Raw genomic sequence first — 26,255 nt, forward strand, 5'->3', positions numbered from 1 at the left:
GGGACAAGCGTTCGCTGGCGTATATAGGGCTAGAGCGTGTGACCTACTTCTACCGCCGTTCGCGCGTTCCGCAGCGGCACCGCCCGTACGCATCGAAAGGACGACACATGAGCACGTGGGACCAAGAGATCTTTTCCGCCGAAGCGAACGCCGACTTTTTGGATGAGTTGGCGCAGCTTGAGCCTGAGGAGATTCTTGAGGCCGTCAGTGATGCTGTACTCCTCGCTGCCGGCGGGAACTCAGCGAGCGAGGAAGAGATCCTCAACGGTCAGGCCGCGGCCACCATCGCCGCAATCTGGGCGGGCGCGCCGTTCTCCGCGGGAGAAATCGCCGAGTCTTACCCGTTCATCCGCTCAAACCCGGGCGAAGTCAGCGAGCAACTCAACGAATCCGCGGTAACGGTGCTGGAAAAGGTGAGTGCAGATGCCGATGCCGATTCGGATACCGACATCGACCAATTCATCGAAGCTCTGTCCTAGGTTCTCTGTCTTTAGAGCAGCTGCAGGGGTCTGCCAGCGGCGCGCACCGGCGCGATGGGGACGCAGTTCGCGCAGCTACAGGCACGGCTACAGTAGGTGCAGCAAACAGACCGAAAAATATCGAATCCTTGTCAAGGAGAGCACCTCTATGGCTGACGCGGCCAACCCCACCGTGGGCGACTACAAGATCGCCGACATCAACCTCTACGAGTCCGGACGCAAGCAGATCGAGCTCGCTGAATACGAGATGCCGGGCTTGATGGCGCTGCGCGAAGAGTACTTCGACGAGCAGCCGCTGGCGGGGGCGCGTATCGCCGGCTCGATCCACATGACCACCCAAACCGCGGTGTTGATTGAAACCCTCACCGCGCTTGGGGCCGAGGTGCGCTGGGCTTCGTGCAACATCTTTTCGACGGAGGATCCCGCGGCGGCTGCGGTGGTCGTCGGCAAGCATGGGAGCCCTGAGAACCCCGAGGGTGTGCCTGTGTTTGCCTGGAAAGGTGAGACCCTCGACGAGTATTGGTGGTGCTTGCGGCAGGTCTTCGACTGGGGCGATCAGTACCCGAACATGATTCTTGACGACGGCGGCGACGCGACCATGGCCGTGATCAAGGGCACCGAGTTCGAATCGGCCGGAGCCGTGCCGCAGCCGCAGGAGGGCGACTTGGACGAGCAGATCGCGTTCTTCAACATGCTGCGCGAGGTCCTTGAGGAAGATCGCACCCGCTGGACCCGCACCGCTGAAGAAGTCAAGGGTGTCACCGAGGAGACGACCACTGGCGTGCACCGCCTGTACCACTTTGCCAAGGAAGGCGTTCTGCCGTTTCCGGCGATAAACGTGAACGACGCGGTGACCAAGTCGAAGTTCGACAACCGCTACGGCACTCGCCACAGCGTCATTGACGGCATTAACCGCGCCACCGACGTGCTCATCGGCGGCAAAAAGGCCTTGGTCTGCGGCTACGGCGACGTGGGTAAAGGTGTTGCAGAAGCGCTGAACGGCCAGGGCGCGATCGTGAGCGTCACGGAGGTCGACCCGATCAACGCATTGCAGGCGCTCATGGACGGCTACGCGGTCACCACTGTGGAGGACGCGATCGGTGACGCAGACATCGTCATCACCGCGACCGGCAACCTGGGCATCATCACGTTCGAGCACATGCTGCAGATGAAGGATCACGCGATCCTGGGCAATATCGGCCACTTCGACAACGAGATCGACATGCACTCGTTGATCCACCGCGACGATGTCACCCGCACGAATATCAAGCCGCAGGTGGACCTGTTCGACCTGCCGAGCGGCAACGCGATCATCGTGCTCTCCGAGGGGCGCCTGCTTAACTTGGGTAATGCGACCGGCCACCCGTCGTTTGTCATGTCCAACTCTTTTGCCGACCAGACGATCGCGCAGATCGAGCTGTTCACCAACGCCGACCACTACGACAACGAGGTGTACCGCCTGCCGAAGATTCTCGACGAGAAGGTCGCCCGCATCCACGTCGAGGCCCTCGGCGGCACGCTCACCGAGCTGACCAAGGAGCAGGCGGAGTACATCGGGGTCGACGTCGCTGGCCCGTTCAAGCCGGAGCACTACCGGTACTAATGATCATCGCAATCGAGGGTATCGATGGCGCCGGCAAGCGCACGCTTGTCGACGGGCTCTTGGAACCGTTGCAGGCCACCTCGCTGGCGTTTCCCCGCTACGACGAATCGGCAGCCGCGCAGTTGGCCCAGGCGGCGCTGCACGGCGAGATGGGGGATATGACCGATTCGGCCCACGCGATGGCCGTGGTGTTCGCGCTGGATCGCCACGGCGCGCTGCCGGTATTGGAGCGTTACGCCGGCAACCCCGATGAGACGATCATATTGGACCGCTACTGCGCCTCGAACGCCGCTTACACCTGGGCACGCACCGGGGACGCAGCTGCGGCTGATTGGGTCGCGGAGCTGGAATTTAACCGCCTCGGCCTGCCGAAACCGGATCTTCAGGTGCTGGTCGCCACGACCCCGGAGGTTGCCGGCGAGCGCGCTGCGAAGCGCGAGGCGGATGACGCGCAGCGCACCCGCGACCGCTACGAGCGCGACCGCGCCCTCCAGGAGGCGACGTTTGCGGCTTACGCGGCGCTTGCGCACGGGAGCTGGGCGAGTCCGTGGGTGAGCACCACTGATTCGGCGGTTATTATAAAGGCAGTACACGCACTGCGATAAGGAGCCGACATGACGCCGAAGATCCTGGTTGTCGACGACGACCCCGCCATCAACGAGATGCTGACCATCGTGTTGGAAGCGGAAGGGTTTGAAACGGAGTCGGTGACCGACGGTGCCGCTGCGGTTCCTGCGTTTCGCAAGTACGACCCCGACCTGATCCTGCTTGACCTCATGCTGCCGGGTATGAACGGTGTGGATATTTGCCGCGAGATCCGCAGGGAATCCGCGGTGCCGATCGTGATGCTCACCGCGAAGACCGACACGGTTGACGTGGTGCTTGGCCTTGAGTCGGGCGCGGACGACTACATCACCAAGCCGTTCAAGCCCAAGGAGCTGGTGGCGCGGATCCGCGCGCGCCTGCGCCGCTCGGATGAGGAACCCGCGGAAGTGCTGCATATCGGCGACCTCACCGTCGATGTGCCGCAACACATGGTGACCCGCAGCGGCGCTGAGATCAGCCTCACCCCGCTCGAGTTCGACCTGTTGCTGGAGATGGCGCGTCGCCCGAACCAGGTGCACACCCGCGAAGAGCTGTTGGAGAACGTCTGGGGGTACCGCAACGCCTCAGACACCCGCCTCGTGAACGTGCATGTGCAGCGCCTTCGTTCCAAGATCGAGCACGACCCGGAGAACCCGGAAATCATCCTGACGGTGCGTGGCGTCGGTTACAAGACCGGCAAGCCGACGAGCACCGGCCAGGCGGGGGTGTAGATCCTGGCATCGAACCGGATCAGACGCGCTGGGGAGCGCGTCGCAGATGCTTGGCGCACCTCGCTGCAGGTGCGATTCGTGGGCACAGTGCTGTTGGTGTCCGCGGTGGTCATGTCCGTGCTTGGATTTACGCTGGCCACGGTGGTCACGCAGCGCATCGCGCAGGCGAAGATTGACGCGGCGAGTGTGGAAATCGACCGGGCGCGCGTGGTCGTCGAGGAGCAAATCGACACCTCCGCCTCCACTTCCTCGTTGCAAGCACGGCTCAACTCGGCCCGGGCGAGTTTGACTCAGCGCACCCAGCAAGGTTCGGACGTGGCCAACGTCTATGAGCCGGTGCTGCTTGTGGAAAGCACCCACGGCACGGTGACCTCGTCGCCGGAGTCCTACCGGGTGCCGGAGCGGCTCGTCGAGTTCGTCTCGCAGGGCAACGTCGCCTACCAGTTCGCGGTGGTCGAGCGACCGGACGGCAGTCCGTATAACGCGCTGATCATCGGTACACCGACGGACTCCGACGTGCCGAACCTGCAGCTTTACCTGGTCACCAACATGGATAACGAAGCTTCCACGCTCGCGCTCATGCGCGGTTTGCTCGCCTCGGCCGCCCTCATTGTGATCGTGCTGTTGGTGGGCATCGCCTGGCTCGCCTCGCAACAAATCGTCGCCCCGGTTCGTTCCGCCTCGCGTACGGCGGAGCGCTTCGCCTCGGGGCATCTGCGCGAGCGCATGCCGGTGGAGGGCGAAGATGAGATGGCGGTGCTCGCCCTGAGCTTCAACAACATGGCGGAGCAGCTCTCGCGCCAGATCAACCAGCTCGAGGAGTACGGCGACCTGCAACGCCAATTCACCTCGGACGTCTCGCACGAACTGCGCACCCCGCTGACCACGGTGCGGATGGCGGCTGACATGATCGCGTCCGACCAGGAATCGCTCGAGCCTACGCAACGCCGCGCCTCCGAGCTGATGATCCGTGAGCTGGACCGCTTCGAGGCGCTCCTGACCGACCTGCTCGAAATCTCCCGCCACGACGCGGGTGTGGCGGATCTGGCCAGCACCATCATGGACGTGCGCACCCCGATCAACTCGGCGTGGGCACAGACTCGTTTGCTTGCCGACGAGCTGAATGTGCCCGTCGAGTTCGGCATCCCCGACCACGAGGTGAAGATCGAAGGCGATCCACGCCGCATCGAGCGGATCGTGCGCAACCTCATCGCCAACGCCATCGACCACTCGGAAGGCAACCCTGTCCACGTGGATCTGTTCGAGAACGACGAGGCAGTCGCCGTTACTGTCACGGATTGCGGCGTGGGCCTGAAACCCGGCCAGGAGGAGCTGGTGTTCAACCGGTTCTGGCGAGCGGACAAGTCGCGTAAGCGCCACTCCGGCGGCACGGGCTTGGGCCTCGCCATCGCTCGCGAGGATGCGCAGCTTCACCGCGGCACTCTCGACGCCGCGGGTGTCGCCGGCGAGGGTTCGCAGTTCCGCCTCGTGCTGCCGCGCGACCCGGAGGCCGGTTTCGTCCACGCGCCGGTCGAGCTGCGGGCACCAGGCGAGTCGAACGCGGTCGTTGAAGCGCGCGCGGCAGTCGAAGGCGCGGATGACGCGGCGGCGGGCGTGGACTGCGGAGACCAAGAGTGCGTCGATAAGCAACCTGCTCCGGAGGTGCGCGATGCGTAAGACTGCAATCCTCCCTGCACTTGGGCTTGTGGGGGCACTGACAGCGGGGTGCGCGACGCTGCCGTCGAACTCTGACCCGCACGTGCTGCGGCCGTTCAACTCGGAGGTCACTGCCGCCCCCGTTATCACGCCGGAGGCGGGGCGCGAGCCGGACCTGCTGCTGCGCGACTTCTTCTCCGCGTCGGCGATCCCGTCTTCGGACTACGAGGCCGCGCGCGCGTTCCTCACCCCGCAGGCCTCGGACGCGTGGGACGCGCAGGAGGAGACGATCATCGTGGACCGGTTGGGCGTGACCACGCTGCCGGGCGGGCAGGCCAACCGCACGTATTTCAACGTGCACGGCAACGTCGTGGGCATCCTCGGCCAGGGCGGCTCGTACCGCCCGGAACGCGGCTCATACGAGGCGACGATTGAGATGGAGCTGGTCGCAGGGGAGTGGCGTATTGCGTCGCTGCCTGCGGGCGTGGTGCTTGAGCGCACGGAGCTGCGCAATCAGTACATCCCGTTCAATTTGTACTTTTTCGACGGGCAGGGCCAGGAGCTGGTCACGGACCGCCGTTGGTTGTTCTCGCGGCGCGAAACGTTGCCGAGTGCGCTCATCTCGCTGATCATGGAGGGCCCGTCGCAGCGCCTCCAGCCCGCCGTCGCCAGCATCTTGCCCGCCGGCGCGTCGTACACCGGCTTCGAGGACGGCGCGTACACGTTCTCGGGCTTCGGTGGGGTGAGCGAGCAGGACCGCACGCGCTTCGCCGCGCAGATCGTCTGGACGCTCGCCTCGGCCGGCATCTCCGGGCCGTTCACGCTTGAAGCGGACGGCGCGCCCCTACTCACCGACACCCCGAAGCTCACCACCGACGATTTCGGCGAGCTCAGCCCACTTGTGCAGACCGCAGGCGAATCCACCCTTTACGCACTCAGCGATGGGAGCATTTCGCTTATCGACGGCGGGTCACTGACGCCTTTGGACAACGAACTGGGCAAGGAACAAAACGTCATTACCGCGGACATCACCGCCTCCGGGCGCTGGGCCGCGGTCACGGATGCAGGCGGCGGCGGAGGAGGGGCTTCGTTGCGCGCCGGGGCGTTCGGCGAGGAGTCGCGCGAACTGGTCACCGCGGATACTTTCACCCGCCCGTCCTTCGAGTCGAAGGCGGCCGCGGTGTGGACCGTTGCCGACGGCACACGCATCCTGCGCTCCGTCCAGTCCGCGGCCACCGGGGACGTGAACACCGAAGAGATTGTCGCGGAGTTGCCGGAGGGCGTGAGCGGCAACATCTCGGTGTTGCGGCTGTCGCGTTCGGGTGCGCGGGTGGTCATGGTCATCGACGGCCACCTCTACACCGGCATCGTAGAGCGCCGCGCGCCGGGCGAGCGCGCGATTGTCAACGTGGTCGAGTACGCAGCGGAGCTCGGCGGACAAGTGGTCTCCGCCGACTGGCAGCCGGACGGCTCGCTGATCGTGGGCACGTCGGTATCCGTATCCCCGGTGCTGCGCGTCGAACAGGACGGCTCGTCTGCCACCGCATTGTCCGTGGGCAATATCTCCGCGCCGGTGGTGGCGGTCGCCGCCTCGCCGAACATGCTTTATGTCACCGACGCCAACGCGGTGCTGCAGCTGCCCAACACCGGCGCGGACAACCCGCTATGGCGCGAGGTGCCGGGCCTGCAGGGGGAGCGGGCCCTGCCGATTGTGGCTCGCTAGTGGCAGGCCTGGGGGAGCTCATCCTGCCTCGCCGTTGCGCGGGGTGCGGGTTGGCGGGGCATGTGCTTTGCGACGCCTGCCGCACCCGCCTTGCCACGCCCCCGCGGCGCGTCTTTCCGCCGACCCCGCCGCACGCGCCGGTCTTCGCGTTGGGCCCGTACGCCGATGCGCATCGCTCGGTGGTGTTGGCGATGAAGGAGCACAACAACCGCATCGTGCGCCGCCACGTGGGTGCAGTCTTGGCAGCCGCATTGGAGTATTTGGAAGTGCGCGGCGAGATCCCGCACGGGGCGGTGCTGGTGCCGGCGCCGACGCGGCCGTCGTCGGCACGCGCTCGCGGGGGTGATCCGGTGGCGGCGGTGTGCCGCGCGTCCGGCAGGGCAGTGGTGGAGGTGCTCGAGCTGTCGGAGCGCGCCGCCGACCAGGCGGATTTGGATGCCGCCGCGCGCCGGGCGAACCTTGCTGGGGCAGTGCGCATCTCCGGTGTGCCGGCCAAGCAATGCATCGTCATCGACGACGTGGTGACGACTGGGGCGACGTTGACCGCAAGCGTCGAAATGCTGCTTGCTCACGGCGCCGATGTGGCTGCCTGCGTGGCAATTTGCGAAGCCTGATTTGCAAAAGCTGAATCAATCTATCGTCTGAATGGTTATTACCAGTTGTATACTCGGAAGTGACCCCGTTCCTACTATCTCTAGGAGGAAGCAGATGACATCTGCAGAGCACGATCAGGCCATCAACCAGGGCATTGACCAGGGCATTGGCCAGGGCATTGGCCAGGGCATTGGCCAGGGTTTTGACCAGGGTTTTGAAACCGGTTCCGAGCAAGCTGAGGGGTTGAGCCCCTCCGCGCACGTGACCATCACCGGCCGCAACGTCGAAGTGCCGGAGCACTTCCAGGAACGTGTGAACACCAAGCTGGCGAAGATCGAGAAGCTTGATCCTTCGCTGACCTCCTTCCATGTTGAGCTGAAGCACGAGCCCAACCCGCGTCGTGAAGCGCAGGCGCAGCGTATTCAGATCACCGCAACCGGCAAAGGTCATCTCGCCCGGGCGGAAGCGAAGGAAGACAGCTTCTACGCCGCGCTGGAATCCGCGATTGGCAAACTGGAGCGTTCCCTGCGCAAGGTGAAGGTGCGCCGTGAGATCTCCCGCTCTGGCCACCGCGCCCCGAAGTCGGCCGGTGTCATGGCGGCAGAGCTTGCCAACCAGGCTGCGGAGGCCCGCGCCGAGGAGCCGGGCAAGTACGACGTCGACCCCTACGCCGATCAGTTTGCTGACCTCGAGCCGGGTCAGATCGTCCGCCGGAAGCTGCACCCGAACAACCCGATAAGCGTCGACGACGCTTTGAGCGAGATGGAGCTGGTAGGCCACGACTTCTACCTCTTCATCGATGAGGAAACACAGCGACCGAGCGTGGTGTACCGCCGCCACGCCTTCGACTACGGGCTGATCGCGCTCGCGCCGGAGACCGAGATCTCTGCGGCTGCCGGGGACCAGGCCATGAACCCGGCGTCTGCTGACGTGAAGGCGTAAGTACGGCGTAAGCACGAAGCCGTCGATAAGCAACGAGCCCCCGCACCCCTGGAAACCGACTAGGGTGCGGGCGCTTTTGCTCCCCAGCAAGTTCTCAGCTGCCCAGCTCGGAGTTCAAAACTTCGTGTGGGTACAATAGCGCGTTGACGCTTCCTCGACCTTAAAGGATTTATACAACCGTGTTTAATGGACTGACGAAGCTGCTCCGCGCTGGCGAGGGTCGCACTGTCAAGCGTTTGGGCAAGATCGCCGACCAGGTGCTCGAGCTTGACGACGAATACTCCGCGCTGACGGACGCCGAACTGAAGGCCAAGACCGACGAGTTTCGGGCGCAGCTCGAGGGTGGCGCGACGCTCGACGACATCCTGATTGACGCGTTTGCCACCGCGCGCGAGGCCTCCTGGCGTGTCCTAGGTCAGAAGCACTACAAGGTGCAGCTCATGGGCGGTGCGGCGTTGCACTTTGGCTCGGTTGCAGAGATGAAGACCGGCGAGGGCAAGACGCTGACCTCGGTGCTGCCGGCCTACCTCAACGCGCTTGAGGGCAAGGGCGTGCACATCGTGACCGTCAACGACTATCTAGCGAAGCGCGACGCGGAGATGATGGGCCGCGTCCACCACTTCCTGGGCCTGAACGTCGGCGTGATCCTCTCCGAGCTGCGCCCGCCGGAGCGCAAGGAAGCTTACGACGCGGACATCACCTACGGTACGAACAACGAGCTGGGCTTTGATTACCTGCGCGACAACATGGCGCGCTCGTCGTCGGACATGGTGCAGCGCGGCCACAACTTTGCCATCGTGGACGAGGTTGACTCGATTCTTATCGACGAGGCGCGTACCCCGCTCATCATCTCCGGCCCGGCCGACGGGTCGAGCCAGTTCTACACGGTTTTTGCGCAGCTTGCCCCGCGCATGCGCGAAGGCAAGCACTACGAGGTTGACCAACGCAAGCGCACCATCGGCGTGACCGAAGAAGGCGTGGAGTTCGTCGAGGATCAGCTGGGCATCGACAACCTGTACGCGCCGGAGCACTCGCAGCTGGTGAGCTACCTTAACAACGCGATCAAGGCAAAGGAGCTCTTCGAGCGCGACAAGGACTACATCATTCGCCAGGGCGAGGTGATGATCGTAGACTCGTTCACCGGCCGTGTGCTGCCGGGCCGCCGCTACAACGAGGGCATGCACCAGGCGATCGAGGCGAAGGAAAACGTCGAGATCAAGAACGAGAACCAGACGCTAGCGACGGTGACGCTGCAGAACTTCTTCCGCCTCTACAACAAGCTGGCCGGCATGACCGGTACCGCAGAGACTGAGGCGGCCGAGCTGCACCAGATCTACAAGCTCGATGTGGTGGCCATTCCGCCGAATAAGCCGAACCAGCGCCGCGACCACGACGATCTGATCTACAAGACGCAGGAGGCGAAGTTCGCCGCTGTGGCTGACGACATCGCCGAGCACGTGGAGAAGGGCCAGCCGGTGCTGGTCGGCACCACCTCCGTGGAGCGCTCCGAATACCTCTCGCAGCTGCTCACCCGCAAGGGCATCAAGCACAACGTGCTGAACGCGAAGCACCACGAGGAAGAGGGCCGCATCATCGCTGAGGCCGGTCTGCCGGGCAAGGTGACCGTGTCCACCAACATGGCCGGCCGCGGTACCGACATCGTGCTGGGCGGCAACCCGGAAATTCTCCTTGACGCGAAGCTGCAGGAGCAGGGCCTCGACCCGTTCGAGGACGAGGAGCGCTACCAGCAGGCCTGGGACGAGCAGCTCCCGCAGGCCAAGGAGCGTTCGCGCCAGCTTGGCGACGAGGTGCGCGAAGCCGGCGGCCTCTACGTGATCGGCACCGAGCGCCACGAGTCGCGCCGCATCGACAACCAGCTGCGCGGACGTTCCGGCCGCCAGGGCGATCCGGGCGAGTCGCGGTTCTACCTTTCCATGCGCGATGAGCTCATGGTCCGCTTCATGGGTACCTCCATGGAGCAGATGATGAACCGTCTCAACGTTCCGGACGATGTGCCGATCGAGGCGAAGATGGTCTCCAACGCCATCAAGTCCGCGCAGTCCCGCGTGGAAAACCAGAACTTCGAGATGCGCAAGAACGTTCTGAAATACGACGAGGTGCTCAACGAGCAGCGCAAGGTGGTCTACCGCGAGCGTCAAGAAATTCTCGGCTCGAAAGACATCGAGGCGCAGGTGCGCCGCATGATCGACGAGACGGTCGGCGCCTACGTCGACGGCGCGACGCGCGAGGGCTACGTGGAGGACTGGGATCTCGACGAGCTGTGGAATGCACTCGACTCGCTGTACGGTCCGACGATGACTCCGCAAGAGCTTATTGACGGCACCGAGTACGGCCGCGCCGGCGAGCTCACCCCCGAGCAGCTGCGCCAAGCCATTATCGACGACGCGCAGACCCAGTACGACGAGCTCGAGCAGAACGTGGCGGCTATCGGTGGGGAAGAGCAGATGCGCAACATCGAGCGCATGGTCATCCTGCCAGTGATGGACACCAAGTGGCGCGAGCACCTCTACGAGATGGACTACCTCAAGGAAGGCATCGGTCTGCGCGCAATGGCGCAGCGCGACCCGCTGGTGGAGTACCAGAAGGAGGGCGGCGACATGTTCCACGCGATGAACGAGGCCGTCCAGGAGGAGACCGTGCGCCAGCTGTTCATGATGCGCAAGCAGTTCGAGCAGCAGGACACCGCAGAGGTTTAAAGCACCTTGAACGAGGTGAGACGGCCGTCTTCAATGCGGGCCGCCCACCCGTAGCGCTTGCCCGACACCGCCACGGTGCCGAACCATTCGCCGCCTTCCCGCACGTGGCAGGACAAAAGTTGCACCTTGCCGCGTTCGGGGGTGGTGCGTCGTCGCGCCCGGATGTGGTTGCGCACGCCCATCGCGAACAGGGCGTGGGTGAGCGATTCGGGGCTGCGGTTGCCAAACGCCGCTTCAAGGGCGTCGCGCACCAGCGGCGAGACCGGTTTCTGGGGCATTGCGCGTATCGACGGCATGTGGTCGGCGCCTGGCCGTTTCGGTCGAGGCACCACGACCTTGATGTACTGGTGGCCGGGGGCGTAGTAGTACTGCGACATGGTGGGTACCTCAGGGGGACAAAATGGCTTGGTGCAGAACGGCTGACGGACAGTCCCAGCAGCGAGCGCGGGGCAAACGCGCGTGGTGCTGAATACGGTGGCGGCAGGTAGTATTGTGCTCGCTCGCGCAGCGCGGCCGCTAGGTTGCGCGCGCTCATTTGAATGCGCACGCGGAAGGGAACCGCGTTGGTGGACTACAGCGAAAGGCGATACGTCGAATGCAAGGATTGCTCATCGATTACGCAGGCGTTCTGGATCTTGACCCGGAGGATCAGCCCCGCTGGCAGGCGCTGATTGCGGCGGTGAAGGAAAAGGGTATCTCCACCGGCATCCTCTCCAACGAAGAAGCGGACACCGAAACCGCCGATGCGATCCGTGAGTGGGAGTTCCGCGGCGACATTGACGCCGTTGTCCTCTCCGGCGAGGTTGGGGCAGAGAAGCCCGAGCGCACCGCGTTTCAGGCGGCGTGTGACGCGATCGATGTGGACCTGCCGGAGTGCGTGATGATCGACGACGACATCATGAATGTCCGCGCAGCCGTGGAATACGGCATGATCGGCATCCTCCACACGGCGTTCGAGCGCACCGCGGTGGAAATCCAGTCACTGTTCGGCATCGAGGGCGAGTTCTAGTGCGCGTGTACCTCCCCGCGACGTTCGGGATGCTCGAATCTCTCGACGCCGACGGGCTGGTCCACGCCCGTAACGGCTGGGGGTTCGCGGCAACACCCGAGCTGACCGAGTTCTACACCTCGGGCGACCAGGAAGAGATCGAGGCCATCGCTTTCGACGATGCCGCGCTCGCGTCCCTGCGTCTCCTCGCCATCGGGGACGAGGAGAAGTTCCCGCACCGCAGGGTCGTGATCTCTGTCGACACCGATGCCGAGCTCGCGCCCGACATGGGCGAGTCGGTGGTCAAGTTGTCGGGCCCAGTTGAGCTCAAGGATGTCGCGGCGATCCACGTTGATGTGAAGGAAGCGGAGGAAGCTACCGCACGAGCCATTGAGCTTGTCGACGCCGCCGATCTCGGCGACGAAGACGCCGAGTTGGCAGTCGGGGACGCCCAAGACAACTACATGGCGTTCTACGACCCTAGCGAGCTACCGTTCCTCGTCGAGCTGCTTTAGTTCCCACTCGTTGTTCGAGTGCAGCGCCTCGAGGAGGCGTCGCACGGCGGCAACCCGCCGACCAATGGGGGAGTCAAGGTCGAATTCGTCCCACGCGCACTCCGGATCCGCCGGCGGACCCAGGTGGTTGCAACCGCGGGAGCACTGTTCGGTCGCAACGGCGAGCTCGGGGAACACGTCGATGATGGTCTCGGGTGAAATGTGAGCGAGCCCGAAGGAGCGTATGCCGGGAGTGTCGATGACCCAGCCGCCGCCGTCGAGCGGCAGCGCGACCGACTGAGTCGAGGTGTGGCGCCCTTTGCCCACACCGGACACTTCGCCGGTTTCGCGGTCCGCCTCCGGCACGATGCGGTTGACCAGCGTCGATTTGCCCACTCCCGAGTGGCCGATCAAAGCGGAGACATGCCCGGTAATGCGCGCCACGAGTGCGTCGATCGGTTCTTCGATGCCCACCTCGTACACATCGACGTCGAGGTCTTCGATCTCGCGCTGGAACTCGGACGGGTCGGCGATGTCGGACTTGGTCATGCACACGATCGGGGTCACCCCGCCGTCGAAGGCGGCGACAAGCGCCCGCTCGACAAAACCGGTGCGCGGCGGCGGGTCGGCGGCGGCAACGACGATGAGCAGGAGCTCTGCATTTGCAACAATAATGCGCTCGTACGGGTCAGTGTCGTCGGCAGTGCGCCGCAGCACGGAGGTGCGGTCTTCGCGCTTCACGATGCGCGCCAAGGTGTCTTTCTCGCCAGAGGTGTCGCCGACAACACCGACACGGTCGCCCACTTCGATGGAGAGGCGTTTGAGTTCCCGGGCACGCATGCAGGTGACCAACGTGTCGTCGTCAAGCATGACGCCCCAACGCCCGCGATCCTTGGTCACCACCATGCCGTGCTTAGCGTCGTCGTGGCTAGGCCGGTCCTTTGAGCGCGGCCGGGAACCCTTGCCGGGGCGGATACGGACGTCGGACTCGTCATAGCGCGACAGGTCGCCGAAGCCTCGCCGTGCCATTAACGGTGCACCATCGCAGTCCACATTTCGTCGAAGTCCGGCAATGTCTTCGCGGTGGTGCCGATGTTCTCCACCATCACGCCCTCGGTTGTAAGGCCGATGATCGCGCCGGCAGTGGCCATGCGGTGGTCGTCGTAGGTCGCCCACGTGCCGCCGTGCAGCTCGGCGGGGGTGATGCGCAGACCGTCGGGGAGCTCTTCGCACGCACCGCCGAGGTTGTTGATCTCGCGGGTCAGCGCGGCTAGGCGATCCGTTTCGTGGCCGCGCAAGTGCGCAATGCCGGTGAGCTCGCTCGGGGTGGTCGCCTGCGTGGCGAGGGCGGCGACGGTGGGGGTGAGCTCGCCGATGTCGCTCATGTCGATGCGGAGCCCGCGCAGGCCGCCGCGCTGCGGCCCGCGCACCTCGAGCGTGTGGTGTTTGCCCTCGGCAATGAGGTCCACTTCGCAGCCCATGCGCTCCAAGATGAGACGGATGACATCGCCAGGTTGAGTGGTGTCCAGCGGCCAGTGCGGGATGCGCACCGCGCCACCGGTCACGGCCGCAGCGGCGAGGAAAGGGGTGGCGTTGGACAGGTCCGGCTCGATGTCGAAGTGCGTCGCCTGGATAGTCTGCGGCTCCACCTGCCACGTCTGACCCTCGGCGCGCACACGCACGCCGGCGTCAGCGAGCATCTGAATCGTCATCTCGATGTGGGGCATCGACGGCAGCATGCCGGCGGTGTTCTTCACAGTCACGCCGCGGTCGAACCGGGCGGCGGACAAGAGCAACCCGGAGACGAACTGCGAGGATCCGGAGGCGTCGATCTCCACCTCGCCGCCTTCCGCACTGCCGCGGCCGTGGACAGTGAAAGGCAAGGTATCGCCGGCGACAGCCACGCCGAGCTGGCGCAGCGCATCGAGGATGGTGGTCATGGGGCGGTTGCGTGCGTACTCGTCGCCGTCGAAAAGCACGGGCCCATGCGCGAACGCCGCAACCGGCGGCAGAAACCGCATGACCGTGCCGGCCAGCCCGCAGTCCACCTCGGCGGCGCGCAGTTCGCGCGGATTCACGCGAATCGTGCCGCCTTCGTGCGCAAACTCCACGCCCATTGACGCCAGCGCCGCTTCCATCAGATCGGTATCACGCGAGCGCAGCGCACCGGCAATGGTGGATTGCCCGTTCGCAAGCGCGGTGAGGATGTAGGCCCGGTTGGTCATCGATTTCGACCCCGGCACCTCAACTGTGTGGGTAATCGGGGTCGCGGAATGCGGGGCGGGCCAAAGATCTGTCATGCGAACCATCATAATGACAGGTATGTGCGGACGCTTTGTGCTTTTCACCTCCGGTCAGGACCTGTTTGACCAGGTCGCCACACTCCCCGGCGTGCGCGAGGTGGTAGCGCCCGACGGCACCCCGCCGCCGCGCTACAACGTTTCCCCCACGCAGCAGGTACCGCTCATCAGGCTTGAGGGCGACACCGCGCAGATCGACGCCGCGCGCTGGGGCCTGCTGCCCACCTGGAAAAAGGACGACACGGGCGCGCCGCTGTTCAACGCCCGCGGGGAAACGGTTGCGGAGAAGTCTTCGTTCCGCTCCGCCTTCAAAGCCCGGCGCGGGCTCATGGTCCTCGACGGTTACTACGAGTGGAAAACAGACGGCACCGACAAGCAGCCGTATTACGTTCGCCCGGAATCAGGTTTGCTCTACGCTGCGGCATTGTGGGAAACAGGGCTTGATCGCTTATCGACGACCATGGTGACCACCGAGGCGACCGAGAACATGTCGTGGCTTCACCACCGCTTGCCCCTGTTTTTGGCTCCAGAGGAAATCCGCACCTGGGTCGAGGGGACGCCGGAGGAGGCGCTGGCGCTGGTGGCACCGTCGCGGGTGGCTGGCAGCTTTGTGTGGCAAGAGGCGGACAAAGCCGTGGGCAATGTGCGCAACGACTACGCGGAGCTGATGTCGGCGAAGTGACCGCCGCCGAGGCGTGCGAGGTCATCCGGGGCGATCGCGATCGAAAGGCCGCGTTGGCCGGCGGAGACGGTGATTTGGGGGAGGGCGTTGACCGAGGCGTCGATAAGCAATGGGAGCCTGGTGAGCGTGCCCAGCGGTGAGATGCCGCCGACGATGTAGCCGGTGGTGCGCTGTGCTTTGGCTGGATCTGCGAGGGCGGCGTGCTTCCAGCCGAGCGCTTTCGCTGCCGCCTTGAGCGAGAGATGGCCAGCGACGGGCACGCAGCACAGCGCCATTTCGCGCTCGTTCGCGGAGTTGGCGATGACGAGCGTTTTCAGCGTCGCGTGCGGGTCAGTGCCGAGTTCCTGTGCCGCGTGTTCTCCGAAGTGGTCTTGGGCAGAGGTGTACTCGAGCACCTCGTGAGGTGTGTCCTTTACCGCCTCGAGAGCGCGGGTGCGTGCAGCCATGATGAATCCTTTCCCTACAATGGCCACTATGCCCGAAACCGACACCGACGCCGTCAACGAGTCCGTCAACGAGGCCGTCGACGAGGTTGCGCTCAGCGAGCGCAAGGCGCGCTTCACCGAGGAAGCGATGCCGTTGCTCGACCAGCTCTACGGCGGTGCGCTGCGCATGACGCGCAACCCGCAGGACGCCGAGGACCTCGTGCAAGAGACGTACCTGAAGGCCTACAACGCGTTCGATTCCTTCAAACCGGGCACCAATTTGAAGGCGTGGTTGTACCGGATTATGACCAACACCTACATCAACTCCTACCGCAAGAAGCAGCGCCGGCCGCTGGTGACATCGGCAGAAGACGTAACAGACTCCCAGCTCTACACTTCCAGCTCGCACGATTCGACGGGATTGGAATCTGCTGAGGTGGAGGCGCTGAAGCTGATGCCGAATTCTCGGATCTCCGAGGCGCTGAACGCGTTGAATGAGGACTACCGCATGGTCGTTTACTACGCGGATGTGGAGGGTTTGGCGTACAAGGAAATCGCCGAAGTGATGGACATCCCGCTGGGAACCGTGATGAGTCGGCTGCACCGGGGAAGAAAACAGCTCCGCGAGATGTTGAAAGACGTAGCTAACGAACAAGGCATTGGACTCGACCGCGAACCGGAGGAGAAATAGATGGCTAGCGGAAACTGCACGTGCACGCAGGGGAGTGGCCACGACACGCAGCTGCTCCTGTGCGAGATGTTCGACCCGGAAACCACGCAGAGGCGCGCCGAGGAGATTCGCCGCGAGATCGCGAACTGTCCTGAATGCCTGCGGCGCCTTGAATCAGAGCAGACAGTGCGCGGGTTGGTGCGTGACTGCTGCGGGCAGGCGAATGCGCCGGAGCCGCTGCGCCAGCGCATTATCGCCTCGATTACGACGGTGACCTACACCGAGACGTATACCGAGGTGCGCCGCCCTCGGTAAGTTGGCTCCGGTGAGTTGGCTCCGGTAGAGAAAACGCCACCTTCCGATCTGGCGTGAGTGCCAGGGTGGAAGGCGGCGTTTTTGTGTGCCCGCATTCTGGTTGCGGGCACCGCTGCTTAAGAGTTAGGACGCTTACCGCGGTTAGCGCTCTTCTTGCGGCGGTCCTTGCGCTTACGACCACGTTTGCTCATAGTGGGCCTCCTTGATGGGCTGGAAATGAAAGCTTGTCGGCTTTCAACTGTATCGCCTGCAGATGTCGGCGGAGAAATCAGTACCGCGGGCTTAGACGGTCAGGCGGGCGCGGTTGCGGGCGCGTGCCTTGTTGCGGCGCTTGAGCGCGCGGCGCTCCTCCTCGGACATACCGCCCCACACGCCAGCATCCTGGCCGGTCTCAAGCGCCCACTTCAGGCATTGGGAGGTGACGGGGCAGCGGTTGCAAACAAGCTTGGCCTGGGCGATCTGGGACAGTGCCGGGCCCGAGTTGCCGACTGGGAAGAACAGTTCCGGGTCCTCGTCGCGACAGATTGCTTCGTGGCGCCAATCCATGGTGATACTCCTTGTGAAAATCGTGTTTTCGGTTTGTCAATCAGATGGGTGCGCACCACTCCATCGCCGATTGCTCGGAGACGTTGCAAAGAAAAGTTTGATTCCAGGACCCCAGGCCGTGATCCCCAAATTGCTTTGAGGCCCGTCTTCCGGTTTCCCTGGCGTTAACCCTGTGGTGGCCTAGGGTTAAGGGCTGTTTAACCAGCCCGTTGCTTTTGCTACCCGAGAATAATTGCATGGTTTCTTGAAGCTCGCTAGGGGTTGGCCGTGAATTGTGACCTAACTCATAAATGCTGAGCTACATCTAGACGCCTTAAGGTTCTAGCGACGGGGCGGGTTGAGCCGGTGCGGTGCGCTGACCTGCGAAAATCTAGTGAGCGAGAACTGCACAGAAGGTATGCGACGGTCAAATCACCAAACTGAGGTTCCTGAGTGCGCCAACCAGGGAAACCAGCCGGATACACTTACCGGTTGTGAGTGCGAACCATGACATTGAATCCCTCCAGCGCGAGGAATCCCTCGAGCGCGATGCGGCCGTTATGCCCCCGCTGATGCGCTTCGGTGCCGTCGTCGTGCTGCTGCAATGCGCCGCCATTTTCGTCTACATCGGCACGCTGATCGTGGCCCAGTTCGAAGGTGGCGACACGGTCATCGAATCGCAGTCCGCCGCCGCAAACTATGTCAACCTCGGCACAGCCATCTTCCTTGGAGTGATCTTCGGATTCATCACATGGGTATCGGTGGAGACGCTGCGCGGACGGCCGCGCGGACAGGGGGCCATCATGCTGATCGAGGCCATCCTGTTTGGCGTAGCCATTTACATGTTCCGGGGCGGCGCGCCCTGGCTTGGCGCTGCGACGATGCTCACGTCGGTCCTTGTGTTAATCACGATTTTGCACCCGGATACCCGCCGATTTGCGGAGGCGAGGTATGCGGTGGCAAGGGGCCGTCGATAAGCGAAAAGCCCCTACTTTGCCGTGAGCACGACGATCTCGTTGCCCCGCTTTTCGACGACGGTAGCGCCGGCGGAATCAATGTGGACTGGGCCTGAATACTCGCCGCGGTCCACCGGGATGATTGATTCAACATTGTTCTCGTCCCAGTTGACAACCGCGACGCCTTCATCGGAGGCGTAAAGCAGCCGATCGCCAGCGGCGAAACCTGTGCCGAGCGCGCCTTGGAATACACCGGTTGCCTGGAGGTTGCCTGGCTCCAAAAGCACCAGTGAATCGCCCTCGTGATACGTCATGTGATGCGGCAGATCGGCGACGGGAAGCGCGCGGAGGTTCCCCTCGAGCGTGAGAGGGTCACCCAGATTGGTCACCGAAGACGAGGCGGTGGAGTTGCCGTCCTTGTCGTAGGCGCGAATCTCATTGGTATCCGGATCGTAGATCGCCGCGCCCTCTTGCGAGATGGCTACCAGGTAGGCGTCGGCAGAGATCTCGACGCTGCCGTACATCTCTGGCTTGCGGGAATCCTCCGGTGTGGTGTCCTGGAAACGCAGGTACGTGCCGTCCTCGCAGGTCTCGGTGACAGCCAACAACTCGGTGCGGGTCAGCGCCGAGGAAATGTCGCACACGTGGGGCTGCATGTTCGGTTCCTGCGGTGCCTCGACGAACCCGTACTCCACGGTGCGCACCATGTCAGAGCGCCAAAGTTCGGCGCGGGTCGTACCAACGTAGCCGACTCGGTCATTCGAGCTGATCGCGGTGACCTCATCTGGCGCGATCGCCGAACGAGTACGCGAGTACTGGCCGGTCAGCGCCTCAAGCGCGACGACATCGCCGCAGCCTGCATTACTGCGGTACACCGCGACGACCTTGCCCCAGGCGCTGTCCAGCGCACAGAGGTCCGTATCCCGTTTATACGTCCACGCAGTTTCTCCCTCTACTGTCGTGGCCGTGACGGTGCCGTCGTTATAAGTGATGATGAGACCGTTCACCACGACGGGCTGGACACCTGGAGCAGTGTCAGGGAGGCGAAAGCTCTCCGAGAGCGATTCCGGCACCACCGCAAGGCGCCCGGCATTGTCCAATTCCTCCGCAGCTGGGTTCAGCTGTGAGGCGCGGATCGGCGCGGTGAAGTACGCGATCATCAACAGCAGTACCGCCACGGCTGCAATGACAGCGGTGGCGATCACGTCGCCCCGGGTGCGGCGCAATGGGCGAGTCACCGGTGTGTGCCTCCTTGATCGGCTCTTTGGTTCGGGCGCCGGCCACCGTGGGAGCGGCCGTTTCGCCCTCCCTTCGAGCGCGGTGGGCGTGCCCCGAGCACTTTACGCGCCGGACCCACAGTCGCAGACGCGGAGTCCGGAATGTCGAGTGCTTCCGCGAACTCAGGTGAGGTGGAGAACCATTCCGGCGGCTCAGGTTGTTCGAGGCCGAGCTCCTGGTTGATCAGATCCCACTTGTGCACTTCGTCGTAACCGACAAGCGTGATCGCGGTGCCGCTATGTCCCGCGCGTCCTGTGCGGCCGATGCGGTGCACATACGTCATCGGGTCGTCCGGCGTTTGGTAGTTGATCACGTGGGTGACATCTTCGACGTCAATGCCGCGAGCTGCGACGTCGGTGGCAACGAGGATGTCTACCTCGGCGTTGCGGAACGCTTCAAGCGCCTGCTCGCGGGCGTTCTGCCCCAGGTCGCCGTGGACGGCACCGACGGCGAACCCGCGCTTGGCAAGATCTTCTGCTACCTCGGCCGCGGTGCGTTTGGTGCGCGAGAAGATGATGGTGCGGCCACGTTCGGGCGCCTGCAGGATGCGTGCCACCACTTCCGGTTTATCCATCCGGTGGGATTTAAACACCACTTGCCGGGTGGTGACGTGCGTGGTCGGTGCATCAGCCGCCTCAGCGCGAATGTGCACCGGAGTATGCATCTTCGAACGGGCGAGCGTGAGAATCGGACCAGGCATTGTCGCCGAAAACAACATGGTCTGCAGCGAAGCCGGCAACGCTCCCCAAATCTTTTCAATGTCCGGCAAGAAACCCATGTCCAGCATCTCGTCCGCCTCATCCAGGACGAGGATGGCCGCGCCAGACAACTTGAGCTCCCCGCGCTCGTACAGATCAATGAGGCGCCCCGGGGTTCCGACGACGACATCCACACCGTCTTGCAACGCCGCGATCTGTTCTTCGTACGGGCGCCCGCCGTAGATGGTCGAGACACGCACCGGCGTGTACTTTGCCGCTCGTTCCAGATCGTCCCCGACCTGTACTGCAAGTTCACGGGTGGGGACTATGACGAGCGCGCGCGGGGTGCCGTCAAGCTCTGCAATATCTGCGTCATCAAACACCCGATCCAGCAGAGGGACACCGAACGCGTATGTTTTTCCCATGCCGGTTCTGGCTTGCCCAATCAAGTCGCGCCCATTTAGCGCGAGAGGGATCGCGAGTTCCTGGATAGAAAACGACGTGGTGATTCCCAGGTCTGCAAGCCCGGCGATCAATTCGGCGGCAACGCCGAGGTCCGCAAAGGTCGGGGACTGCTGCCCTGCGGTGCGGGAGCGGCCACCTGTTGCAAACTTCGGCAGGTTCTTTGGCACACGCATATCTTAGCCTCCGGCTGCGGGGCCAGCTGCAGGTGCTGAGCGTGGGTGGCCGGTAGTTAGAATGGGTCGCGGTGCCTGGGATTGCAGGCATGCCCAAGACAGAACCGAAGGATAGTGATTTCACAACCATGGATATCAAGATTGGTCTTGCAGACATTCCCCGCGAGCTTGTCGTCCGTCTTCCCGAAGGGCAAGAGGGCGTGATCGGGGTCGTGCAGCAGGCGATCGACGCTTCCTCCCCGACGTTCAAGCTCGAAGATGACAAGGGGCGCCAGTACCTGATCCGCACTGACCGCGTGGTTTATGTCGAGCAGGGCTCTGTGGCAGCGCATTCCGTGGGATTCATGCGTTAAATTACTGCTATGACCACCAGGCACTACCCCGATAGAGACGACCGGGCCGATTACGGCGGTCACGCTCCGCGAGACCTCGGCGACGGCCGGGACGTGGTCGACGGGTGGAGCACTCAACCCCAGCGGGGTCCCGAACCATCTGCCTCTCACAGGGGAAGCGACGGAGATGGACGCCTGGTGGTGTTTGCTCGCGAGTACGGTTGGCGGGCATACGCCATCCCCGTTTTGGCGGTGATAACCGTGTTCGTGGTGGTCAACATGTTCCAAAACCCGCAGGATCAGGTCGTGAGCGCTGCGTCAACTTCGACTGCGTCCTCCCAAGACCCGTTGGCCCAGCCAGGGGATCAAGCCGGTGACGAGGAGAAAGATCAGCCGCTCGAGCCAGCAGAGATGCCCGAGGGCGAGCAGGACATCAACGAGCTTCCCCCGGGCGGGGCGTACACCGAGTCCGGCGACGGCACCTTCTACGAGGTTGGCGCTTCGGGCGCACAGTCGGGTGACGGTGAAGAGATTGTGGTTCGCTACGTCGTCGAAATTGAAAACGGCGTCGACACCGCGCCTTACGGCGGCGACGAGGCGTTCGCATCGATGGTGGATGCAACCCTGATGGATCCGCGCGGATGGACAAACGACCCACGCTTCCGCTTTGAGCACGTCTCCAGCAACGAGGAGCCCTCACTGCGAATTCGCCTCACCTCGGTTGCCACCACGCGCGAGCTCTGCGGCGGTGACTTAGGGCTGGAAACCAGCTGCCGCACGACGATTACCGGCGATGACTCGGTGGTGATCAATGAGTCGCGTTGGGTTCGCGGTGCCGCGCCGTTTGACGGTGACCTGGGGCGCTACCGTCAATACGTGATTAATCACGAGGTCGGTCACGCCGTCGGGTTTGCAGAGCACGTCCCCTGCCCTTCTGAAGGGGACCTTGCGCCGATCATGATGCAGCAGACGCTGAGTTTGAATAACGCACAATTGCGGGCGCTTAATCCCTCTGAAGTGTACCCCGAGAACTCTTATACTTGCCGCTCCAACCCATGGCCGTATCCGCGGCCGGCGGTGCTCTAGCCTGTGGGTATGCATTCCAAGCGCCTGGAGATCCCGCAGCATGTGCTTGCGGCGTTCCAGCTTGAGGGCAAGGGGGTAGCGGTTGGAGCGCCGTGGGATTACGGGTTGCGGTTCCGGCGAGTGGTGGTGTCTCCGGCGGCGGAAACCGCCGCTTGGTCGGGCAAAGTTCGCGAGAGGATTGCGGGGCAGTCCGCCAGTCTCCGGGTTAGCCGACCCGTGCGGGCGACCGACGGCCGGCTGGTTGTGGGTGGGTTCGCAGCGAATGAGTTCGGCGAGGGAGCTCCCGCAGCGAGGATTGATGAAGCGATTGCGGCGGCGCTCGTTTTCGATGAGCTTCTCGACGGCATCGAGGCGCCTTCTGCGCCGTCTCGCCCCAACCCTTGGGCGACGGCTGATCGCACGGTCTGGGCGGGGGAGCGGATTACCGGTGACCGGGTAGTTGCTCACCTCGATTTTCTCTCGTGCTGCTTGTTCGACGGGACTAACCCGCCAATGCTGAGCGCACTCGTTCCCTCGCTGGATTTGCGTCCGAAGGGCTTCACTGCCGCACTGGTCATTGTGGACGGGCTTCTTGCGGACGCCATCGACGCGAAGGTGCTGCAGCGTTGGGAATTGGTACCCAATCTGCGGGCATTGGCACGCAAAGCATTCGACTACCGAGAAGCCTCGCAGCTCCTAGATGATTCGAACGTGCGTTCCAATTTTGTCCGGGTTGCCCAACTCTTGTCGGACTGACGTGCAACGATTACTCCCATGAGTGCTCCCCACATTCCGGCGCTTCCGCCAGCGGTCACACCTCAGGCGTTTCTGGTCGCGCGCGAGCGCCAGCTCACTGATCGCCAGTGGTCGCACGACCTTCCAACCCAGGGACTGTGGAAGGTCACCGGAGAAGCAGGCGCAGGTGTGTCAAGCTTCCTCATCGACACCGCTGTCAATGCCATCACCGCTGACCCGCAGCGAGCGTCGCGCGAGGGAATTGTGTTGTTGACCTCTTCGAAGGAATCCGGTGCGCGTATGCGTTCAGAGCTGTCGGAGCGGCTCGCCGCCACCGGTTTCACCACACAAGAGCCGATTGTGCGCTCTGTGCACTCGCTAGCCTTTGCGCTTTTGCGCCAACGCACGGAGCGAGAAATCCGGCTGATCTCCGGAGCAGAGCAAGATGCGGTGATCCGTCAGCTCCTTCTCGGACACGCTGAAGACGGTGGCGGCACCTGGCCCGAGGAATTGCGCCCAGCACTGCCGCTCGTCGGGTTCGCCCGCCAGTTGCGCGATTTCCTCCTGCGCGCCATCGAGCGCGGTCTCGGCCCGAAAGATCTCAACCGGCTCGGCGAGGTGCACCAGCTTCCGATCTGGTCGGCGGCCGGCGACTTTTTGCGCGAGTACCAGCAGGTCATGGCGCTCACTGGGGCATTGCGCTTCTCGGCAGCAGAGCTCGTGACCAAGGTACTTGAAGAGGAGCTCATCCAATCATGGGGCATCGTGCTTGTCGACGACGCGCAAAGCCTCGCTCCTGCCTCTGCAGAACTCGTTTCGCGATTGCTGCAGCGCGCCTCACTTGGCGTGGTTGGCGGGGACCTAGACCAATCTATCTTCCGGTTTCGCGGGGCGTCTCCGAAGTTCTTCGCCGACCTCGGCGGTTTGCTGCACAACGTCCGGCATCTAGGCGCAAGCCGTCGCAACCCAACGCGCGTAGTTGCTGTGGCCCCAGATGAACAGACACACCACGCTGCGGTCGTCGATTCGCTGCGCCGAGCGCACTTCGAAAGCGGTGTTGATTACCGCGACATGGCGGTGGTCGTGCGTTCCACGCCACTGATCGAGCCGCTGCGTCGCGCTTTGCTGCATGCGGGCGTTCCCGTTGCTTTGGACCCGACGGACGTTGTCTTGGCCGAACAACGTGTGGTCGTCGCCCTGCTCTTAGCCCTCAAGGCGCTCACCCAAGAGCTCACGGTCTCTGAGTGGCGCGAACTCCTCCTCGGGCCGGTGGGAGCTACAGATCCGGTGACGCTGCGTCGCTTGCTCCGCGGCTTACGCAGGTGGAAGCCCGAGTTGCGCGCAGAGGAAACACTGCACCAACTACTCACCTCAACTGCACCGTTGCCGGACTTTGACACGCTGCTGACCGAGCGCGAAATGCAGTTACTCACCCACGTGCGCGGGGTGCTTGACCAGGGGCGGCAAGCGCACGCTGCCGACGGCAGCGTGGAGGAGGTGCTGTGGGCGGTGTGGGCCGCGACCGGACTGTCTGATCGGCTGCTCGCCGCCGCGCTTCGCGGCGGCGCTACCGGCTCACAAGCAGACCGCGATCTTGACGCAGCGATGGCGCTGTTCGATGCAGCTGGCGATTTCACTGAGCGGCGCCCCACGGCCAGCATCGAGTTGTTCTCGCAGTACATCACAGAGCAAGAGCTGCCAACCGGTGTACGCGACCGGCGTACCGCGACTCTGGATGCCGTCTCCCTCCTCACTGCGCACGGTGTGGCCGGGCGTGAATTCGAGCGCGTCGTCGTGGCTGGAGTACAGGAGCTTACCTGGCCGAGCCTCGGAGAAACCGGCACCATCTTCCGGCAAGAAGACCTCATCGATCTCATTGATTCGGACGTTGATCCAGCAGTACCTGTGCCTCGCGTTGCGGAACGGCTCTTGGAAGAGCAGCGTCTTTTCCATGTCGCCACCACCCGCGCCACGGACCACCTGCTGGTCACAGCGGTAGATGATCCGTACAGCGAGGAAGTGGTTCAGCCTTCGCGCTTCATTGAAGCGTTCTGCGCCGAGCATGGGATCGAAGCCACACAGCTGCGTGCTGCCGGCACCGCGTCTGAGGAGATGAACGAAACTCCGGATGAGACACACAGCGCTGCATTAGTACGAGTGCTGGCCAGAGACGATGTGATTGCGGAGCTGCGTCGCGCAGCCGGCGACGCAGACACCAGTGAAGCCACGAGAACGCAGGCGGCCCGCCAACTTGCGCGTCTTGCCGAAGCTGGTGTGGCAGGGGCAGATCCCGATTCGTGGTGGGGGTTGACGCAGGCGTCGACAAGCGAAAAACTCCCGCTGCGATCCTCCCTGTCACCTTCGCGCATCGAGTCCCTTCTGCAATGCCCGATGCGGGCTGTGCTGGAGCGCATGGTCGATCTCGAGGAAACTATGGAGATGCTCTACGGGTCGATGGCGCACGCGTACTTCGAGGCGCTAGGGCGCGGAGTTGATCCAGAGGCGGCGAGCGCTGAGGTGATTCGTGCCAGACGGGAAGCGCATGACGGTCCGGAGTGGAAAAAGGATCGGGACGTGGCAGATTTTGAAGCGATGCTGCGTCGCATTGACGGATGGCTACTGAAATCGCGCGCCGCCTACGAGCAAGTGGCGGTTGAGGCTGACGTGAACGTCGAGGTAGAACGCGGGTTGCGGATTTCCGGACGGGTGGACAGGCTCGAGCGTGCTTCCGACGGTGCGCTGCGCATTGTTGATCTCAAGACCTCCGCAAATCCCGTCGCGCATGCCGAGGCTGAGGAGAACGTGCAGCTTGCGGCGTATCAGCTCGCTATGAGCAGGGGAGAACTTGGCGGCGACGGGGTGCGGACTGCAAAGGATGCCGGGCTCACAGTAGGCAGCGCGGTGCTGGTGTACCCGAACGCGGAAAAGAAACGCCTGACCGAGCGGGGACAGGACGGGAAAACGTCTGAGGAACTTGCGGAATTTGTCGAAGAAATTCGCTCGCTGCCACAAGAGATGGTGGGTCCAGAACTCACCGCACGCACCGGAAAACACTGTGACTACTGCCGGGTGCGCAGCCTTTGCCCGGTACAACCGGAGGGAGAGGTGATTCACCGTGGCTGAC

27 protein-coding genes are annotated in these 26,255 nt (G+C 63.6%); 19 read left to right on the plus strand and 8 right to left on the minus strand.

Features of this window, described 5'->3' with window-relative positions; all coding sequences use genetic code 11:
- Nucleotides 1–107 precede the first annotated feature (107 nt).
- The 9 genes from CGLAUT_RS02835 to secA all read left to right on the plus strand — a co-directional run bounded on the left by CGLAUT_RS02835 (nt 108) and on the right by secA (nt 11,030).
- Nucleotides 108–479 carry a DUF4259 domain-containing protein gene (locus tag CGLAUT_RS02835; RefSeq protein ID WP_095659385.1) on the plus strand — a complete coding sequence of 124 codons (372 nt, stop codon included), beginning with the start codon at nt 108–110 and terminating at the stop codon, nt 477–479.
- A gap of 148 nt (nt 480–627) precedes the next feature.
- Nucleotides 628–2,082: an adenosylhomocysteinase gene (gene ahcY / locus CGLAUT_RS02840; protein WP_290186178.1), complete on the plus strand. Its 1,455-nt coding sequence runs from the start codon at nt 628–630 to the stop codon at nt 2,080–2,082.
- Nucleotides 2,082–2,687, plus strand: coding sequence for a dTMP kinase (locus CGLAUT_RS02845; protein WP_095659387.1), 606 nt, complete (start codon nt 2,082–2,084; stop codon nt 2,685–2,687). The genes ahcY and CGLAUT_RS02845 overlap by 1 nt, the downstream gene beginning before the upstream one ends.
- Nucleotides 2,688–2,696: 9 nt before the next feature.
- Complete coding sequence (mtrA, locus tag CGLAUT_RS02850) at nt 2,697–3,398, plus strand: MtrAB system response regulator MtrA (protein ID WP_290186180.1); 702 nt, start codon at nt 2,697–2,699, stop codon at nt 3,396–3,398.
- A gap of 18 nt (nt 3,399–3,416) precedes the next feature.
- Entirely contained in the window at nt 3,417–5,075 is a 1,659-nt protein-coding gene (mtrB, locus tag CGLAUT_RS02855; RefSeq protein WP_425551696.1) for an MtrAB system histidine kinase MtrB, read from the plus strand.
- Entirely contained in the window at nt 5,068–6,777 is a 1,710-nt protein-coding gene (gene lpqB, locus CGLAUT_RS02860) for an MtrAB system accessory lipoprotein LpqB (RefSeq protein WP_095659389.1), read from the plus strand. The genes mtrB and lpqB overlap by 8 nt, the downstream gene beginning before the upstream one ends.
- A complete protein-coding gene (locus CGLAUT_RS02865) occupies nt 6,777–7,391 on the plus strand; it encodes a ComF family protein (RefSeq protein WP_095659390.1) in 615 nt (204 codons plus the stop codon). Before lpqB ends, CGLAUT_RS02865 begins: the two co-directional genes overlap by 1 nt.
- 94 nt (nt 7,392–7,485) lie before the next feature.
- Nucleotides 7,486–8,313 (plus strand): ribosome hibernation-promoting factor, HPF/YfiA family, encoded by an 828-nt coding sequence (hpf, locus tag CGLAUT_RS02870; protein WP_290186182.1) that lies wholly within the window; start codon nt 7,486–7,488, stop codon nt 8,311–8,313.
- Between the two features lie 179 nt (nt 8,314–8,492).
- Nucleotides 8,493–11,030, plus strand: coding sequence for a preprotein translocase subunit SecA (secA, locus tag CGLAUT_RS02875; protein ID WP_095659392.1), 2,538 nt, complete (start codon nt 8,493–8,495; stop codon nt 11,028–11,030).
- On the opposite strand, the gene CGLAUT_RS02880 is transcribed toward secA, so the two are convergent.
- Nucleotides 11,027–11,407: a hypothetical protein gene (locus CGLAUT_RS02880; RefSeq protein WP_095659393.1), complete on the minus strand. Its 381-nt coding sequence runs from the start codon at nt 11,405–11,407 to the stop codon at nt 11,027–11,029. The genes secA and CGLAUT_RS02880 overlap by 4 nt on opposite strands.
- A gap of 158 nt (nt 11,408–11,565) precedes the next feature.
- On the opposite strand from CGLAUT_RS02880, the gene CGLAUT_RS02885 reads away from it, so the two are divergent.
- Together CGLAUT_RS02885 and CGLAUT_RS02890 are read left to right on the plus strand one after the other, a co-directional pair.
- Nucleotides 11,566–12,039, plus strand: coding sequence for an HAD family hydrolase (locus tag CGLAUT_RS02885; RefSeq protein ID WP_332461820.1), 474 nt, complete (start codon nt 11,566–11,568; stop codon nt 12,037–12,039).
- Entirely contained in the window at nt 12,039–12,533 is a 495-nt protein-coding gene (locus CGLAUT_RS02890; RefSeq protein WP_198304987.1) for a DUF6912 family protein, read from the plus strand. The genes CGLAUT_RS02885 and CGLAUT_RS02890 overlap by 1 nt, the downstream gene beginning before the upstream one ends.
- On the opposite strand, the gene rsgA is transcribed toward CGLAUT_RS02890, so the two are convergent.
- A complete protein-coding gene (gene rsgA / locus CGLAUT_RS02895) occupies nt 12,507–13,541 on the minus strand; it encodes a ribosome small subunit-dependent GTPase A (protein WP_095659395.1) in 1,035 nt (344 codons plus the stop codon). The genes CGLAUT_RS02890 and rsgA overlap by 27 nt on opposite strands.
- Nucleotides 13,541–14,821 carry a 3-phosphoshikimate 1-carboxyvinyltransferase gene (gene aroA, locus CGLAUT_RS02900; protein WP_095660994.1) on the minus strand — a complete coding sequence of 427 codons (1,281 nt, stop codon included), beginning with the start codon at nt 14,819–14,821 and terminating at the stop codon, nt 13,541–13,543. Before aroA ends, rsgA begins: the two co-directional genes overlap by 1 nt.
- 13 nt (nt 14,822–14,834) lie before the next feature.
- Here aroA and CGLAUT_RS02905 point away from each other — a divergent pair, with 13 nt between their 5' ends.
- Nucleotides 14,835–15,494, plus strand: coding sequence for an SOS response-associated peptidase (locus CGLAUT_RS02905; protein WP_095659396.1), 660 nt, complete (start codon nt 14,835–14,837; stop codon nt 15,492–15,494).
- Here CGLAUT_RS02905 and CGLAUT_RS02910 read toward each other — a convergent pair.
- On the minus strand, nt 15,467–15,940 hold the full coding sequence (locus CGLAUT_RS02910) for an aminoacyl-tRNA deacylase (RefSeq protein ID WP_095659397.1): 474 nt from the start codon (nt 15,938–15,940) through the stop codon (nt 15,467–15,469). The two genes, CGLAUT_RS02905 and CGLAUT_RS02910, sit on opposite strands and share 28 nt — an antisense overlap.
- A 19-nt stretch (nt 15,941–15,959) precedes the next feature.
- Here CGLAUT_RS02910 and CGLAUT_RS02915 point away from each other — a divergent pair, with 19 nt between their 5' ends.
- The gene (locus tag CGLAUT_RS02915; RefSeq protein ID WP_415877142.1) at nt 15,960–16,610 is read left to right on the plus strand and encodes a sigma-70 family RNA polymerase sigma factor; all 651 of its coding nucleotides are present in this window, start codon (nt 15,960–15,962) and stop codon (nt 16,608–16,610) included.
- Nucleotides 16,611–16,904, plus strand: coding sequence for a mycothiol system anti-sigma-R factor (gene rsrA, locus CGLAUT_RS02920; protein ID WP_095659398.1), 294 nt, complete (start codon nt 16,611–16,613; stop codon nt 16,902–16,904). It begins immediately after the preceding gene.
- A gap of 116 nt (nt 16,905–17,020) precedes the next feature.
- Here the strand turns inward: rsrA and CGLAUT_RS12220 are convergent, their stop codons facing one another.
- Together CGLAUT_RS12220 and CGLAUT_RS02925 are read right to left on the minus strand one after the other, a co-directional pair.
- On the minus strand, nt 17,021–17,095 hold the full coding sequence (locus CGLAUT_RS12220) for a 50S ribosomal protein bL37 (protein ID WP_095066802.1): 75 nt from the start codon (nt 17,093–17,095) through the stop codon (nt 17,021–17,023).
- A gap of 91 nt (nt 17,096–17,186) precedes the next feature.
- Nucleotides 17,187–17,450: a WhiB family transcriptional regulator gene (locus CGLAUT_RS02925; protein WP_095659399.1), complete on the minus strand. Its 264-nt coding sequence runs from the start codon at nt 17,448–17,450 to the stop codon at nt 17,187–17,189.
- A gap of 473 nt (nt 17,451–17,923) precedes the next feature.
- Between CGLAUT_RS02925 and CGLAUT_RS02930 the strand changes: the two genes are divergently transcribed.
- Nucleotides 17,924–18,406: a hypothetical protein gene (locus tag CGLAUT_RS02930; protein WP_232507169.1), complete on the plus strand. Its 483-nt coding sequence runs from the start codon at nt 17,924–17,926 to the stop codon at nt 18,404–18,406.
- An 11-nt stretch (nt 18,407–18,417) separates the two neighbouring features.
- Here the strand turns inward: CGLAUT_RS02930 and CGLAUT_RS02935 are convergent, their stop codons facing one another.
- The gene (locus CGLAUT_RS02935; protein ID WP_095659400.1) at nt 18,418–19,623 is read right to left on the minus strand and encodes an Rv3212 family protein; all 1,206 of its coding nucleotides are present in this window, start codon (nt 19,621–19,623) and stop codon (nt 18,418–18,420) included.
- Nucleotides 19,620–20,999 (minus strand): DEAD/DEAH box helicase, encoded by a 1,380-nt coding sequence (locus tag CGLAUT_RS02940; RefSeq protein ID WP_095659401.1) that lies wholly within the window; start codon nt 20,997–20,999, stop codon nt 19,620–19,622. The genes CGLAUT_RS02935 and CGLAUT_RS02940 overlap by 4 nt, the downstream gene beginning before the upstream one ends.
- An 89-nt stretch (nt 21,000–21,088) precedes the next feature.
- Between CGLAUT_RS02940 and CGLAUT_RS02945 the strand changes: the two genes are divergently transcribed.
- From CGLAUT_RS02945 to CGLAUT_RS02960, 4 genes are read left to right on the plus strand one after another with little or no spacing between them, the layout of a single operon-like run.
- The gene (locus tag CGLAUT_RS02945) at nt 21,089–21,352 is read left to right on the plus strand and encodes a DUF3107 domain-containing protein (protein ID WP_332461821.1); all 264 of its coding nucleotides are present in this window, start codon (nt 21,089–21,091) and stop codon (nt 21,350–21,352) included.
- 9 nt (nt 21,353–21,361) lie between these two features.
- Entirely contained in the window at nt 21,362–22,417 is a 1,056-nt protein-coding gene (locus CGLAUT_RS02950) for a DUF3152 domain-containing protein (protein WP_095659403.1), read from the plus strand.
- Nucleotides 22,418–22,426: 9 nt separating this feature from the next.
- The gene (locus tag CGLAUT_RS02955; RefSeq protein WP_290186189.1) at nt 22,427–23,152 is read left to right on the plus strand and encodes a hypothetical protein; all 726 of its coding nucleotides are present in this window, start codon (nt 22,427–22,429) and stop codon (nt 23,150–23,152) included.
- 18 nt (nt 23,153–23,170) lie between these two features.
- Nucleotides 23,171–26,254 (plus strand): ATP-dependent DNA helicase, encoded by a 3,084-nt coding sequence (locus CGLAUT_RS02960; protein ID WP_095659404.1) that lies wholly within the window; start codon nt 23,171–23,173, stop codon nt 26,252–26,254.
- The last annotated feature ends 1 nt before the right edge of the window (nt 26,255 follow it).

The sequence above is a fragment of the Corynebacterium glaucum genome, assembly GCF_030408855.1.
GTDB lineage: Bacteria > Actinomycetota > Actinomycetes > Mycobacteriales > Mycobacteriaceae > Corynebacterium > Corynebacterium glaucum.

What these genes read in the sequence shown, in the direction of transcription:
- CGLAUT_RS02835 (WP_095659385.1), top strand. Translation starts at nt 108, where the DNA reads ATGAGCACGTGGGACCAAGAGATCTTTTCCGCCGAAGCGAACGCCGAC.
- ahcY (WP_290186178.1), top strand. Translation starts at nt 628, where the DNA reads ATGGCTGACGCGGCCAACCCCACCGTGGGCGACTACAAGATCGCCGAC.
- CGLAUT_RS02845 (WP_095659387.1), top strand. Translation starts at nt 2,082, where the DNA reads ATGATCATCGCAATCGAGGGTATCGATGGCGCCGGCAAGCGCACGCTT.
- mtrA (WP_290186180.1), top strand. Translation starts at nt 2,697, where the DNA reads ATGACGCCGAAGATCCTGGTTGTCGACGACGACCCCGCCATCAACGAG.
- lpqB (WP_095659389.1), top strand. Translation starts at nt 5,068, where the DNA reads ATGCGTAAGACTGCAATCCTCCCTGCACTTGGGCTTGTGGGGGCACTG.
- hpf (WP_290186182.1), top strand. Translation starts at nt 7,486, where the DNA reads ATGACATCTGCAGAGCACGATCAGGCCATCAACCAGGGCATTGACCAG.
- CGLAUT_RS02880 (WP_095659393.1), bottom strand. Translation starts at nt 11,407, where the DNA reads ATGTCGCAGTACTACTACGCCCCCGGCCACCAGTACATCAAGGTCGTG.
- rsgA (WP_095659395.1), bottom strand. Translation starts at nt 13,541, where the DNA reads ATGGCACGGCGAGGCTTCGGCGACCTGTCGCGCTATGACGAGTCCGAC.
- aroA (WP_095660994.1), bottom strand. Translation starts at nt 14,821, where the DNA reads ATGGTTCGCATGACAGATCTTTGGCCCGCCCCGCATTCCGCGACCCCG.
- CGLAUT_RS02905 (WP_095659396.1), top strand. Translation starts at nt 14,835, where the DNA reads ATGTGCGGACGCTTTGTGCTTTTCACCTCCGGTCAGGACCTGTTTGAC.
- CGLAUT_RS02910 (WP_095659397.1), bottom strand. Translation starts at nt 15,940, where the DNA reads ATGGCTGCACGCACCCGCGCTCTCGAGGCGGTAAAGGACACACCTCAC.
- CGLAUT_RS02915 (WP_415877142.1), top strand. Translation starts at nt 15,960, where the DNA reads ATGGCCACTATGCCCGAAACCGACACCGACGCCGTCAACGAGTCCGTC.
- rsrA (WP_095659398.1), top strand. Translation starts at nt 16,611, where the DNA reads ATGGCTAGCGGAAACTGCACGTGCACGCAGGGGAGTGGCCACGACACG.
- CGLAUT_RS02925 (WP_095659399.1), bottom strand. Translation starts at nt 17,450, where the DNA reads ATGGATTGGCGCCACGAAGCAATCTGTCGCGACGAGGACCCGGAACTG.
- CGLAUT_RS02940 (WP_095659401.1), bottom strand. Translation starts at nt 20,999, where the DNA reads ATGCGTGTGCCAAAGAACCTGCCGAAGTTTGCAACAGGTGGCCGCTCC.
- CGLAUT_RS02945 (WP_332461821.1), top strand. Translation starts at nt 21,089, where the DNA reads ATGCCCAAGACAGAACCGAAGGATAGTGATTTCACAACCATGGATATC.
- CGLAUT_RS02950 (WP_095659403.1), top strand. Translation starts at nt 21,362, where the DNA reads ATGACCACCAGGCACTACCCCGATAGAGACGACCGGGCCGATTACGGC.
- CGLAUT_RS02955 (WP_290186189.1), top strand. Translation starts at nt 22,427, where the DNA reads ATGCATTCCAAGCGCCTGGAGATCCCGCAGCATGTGCTTGCGGCGTTC.
- CGLAUT_RS02960 (WP_095659404.1), top strand. Translation starts at nt 23,171, where the DNA reads ATGAGTGCTCCCCACATTCCGGCGCTTCCGCCAGCGGTCACACCTCAG.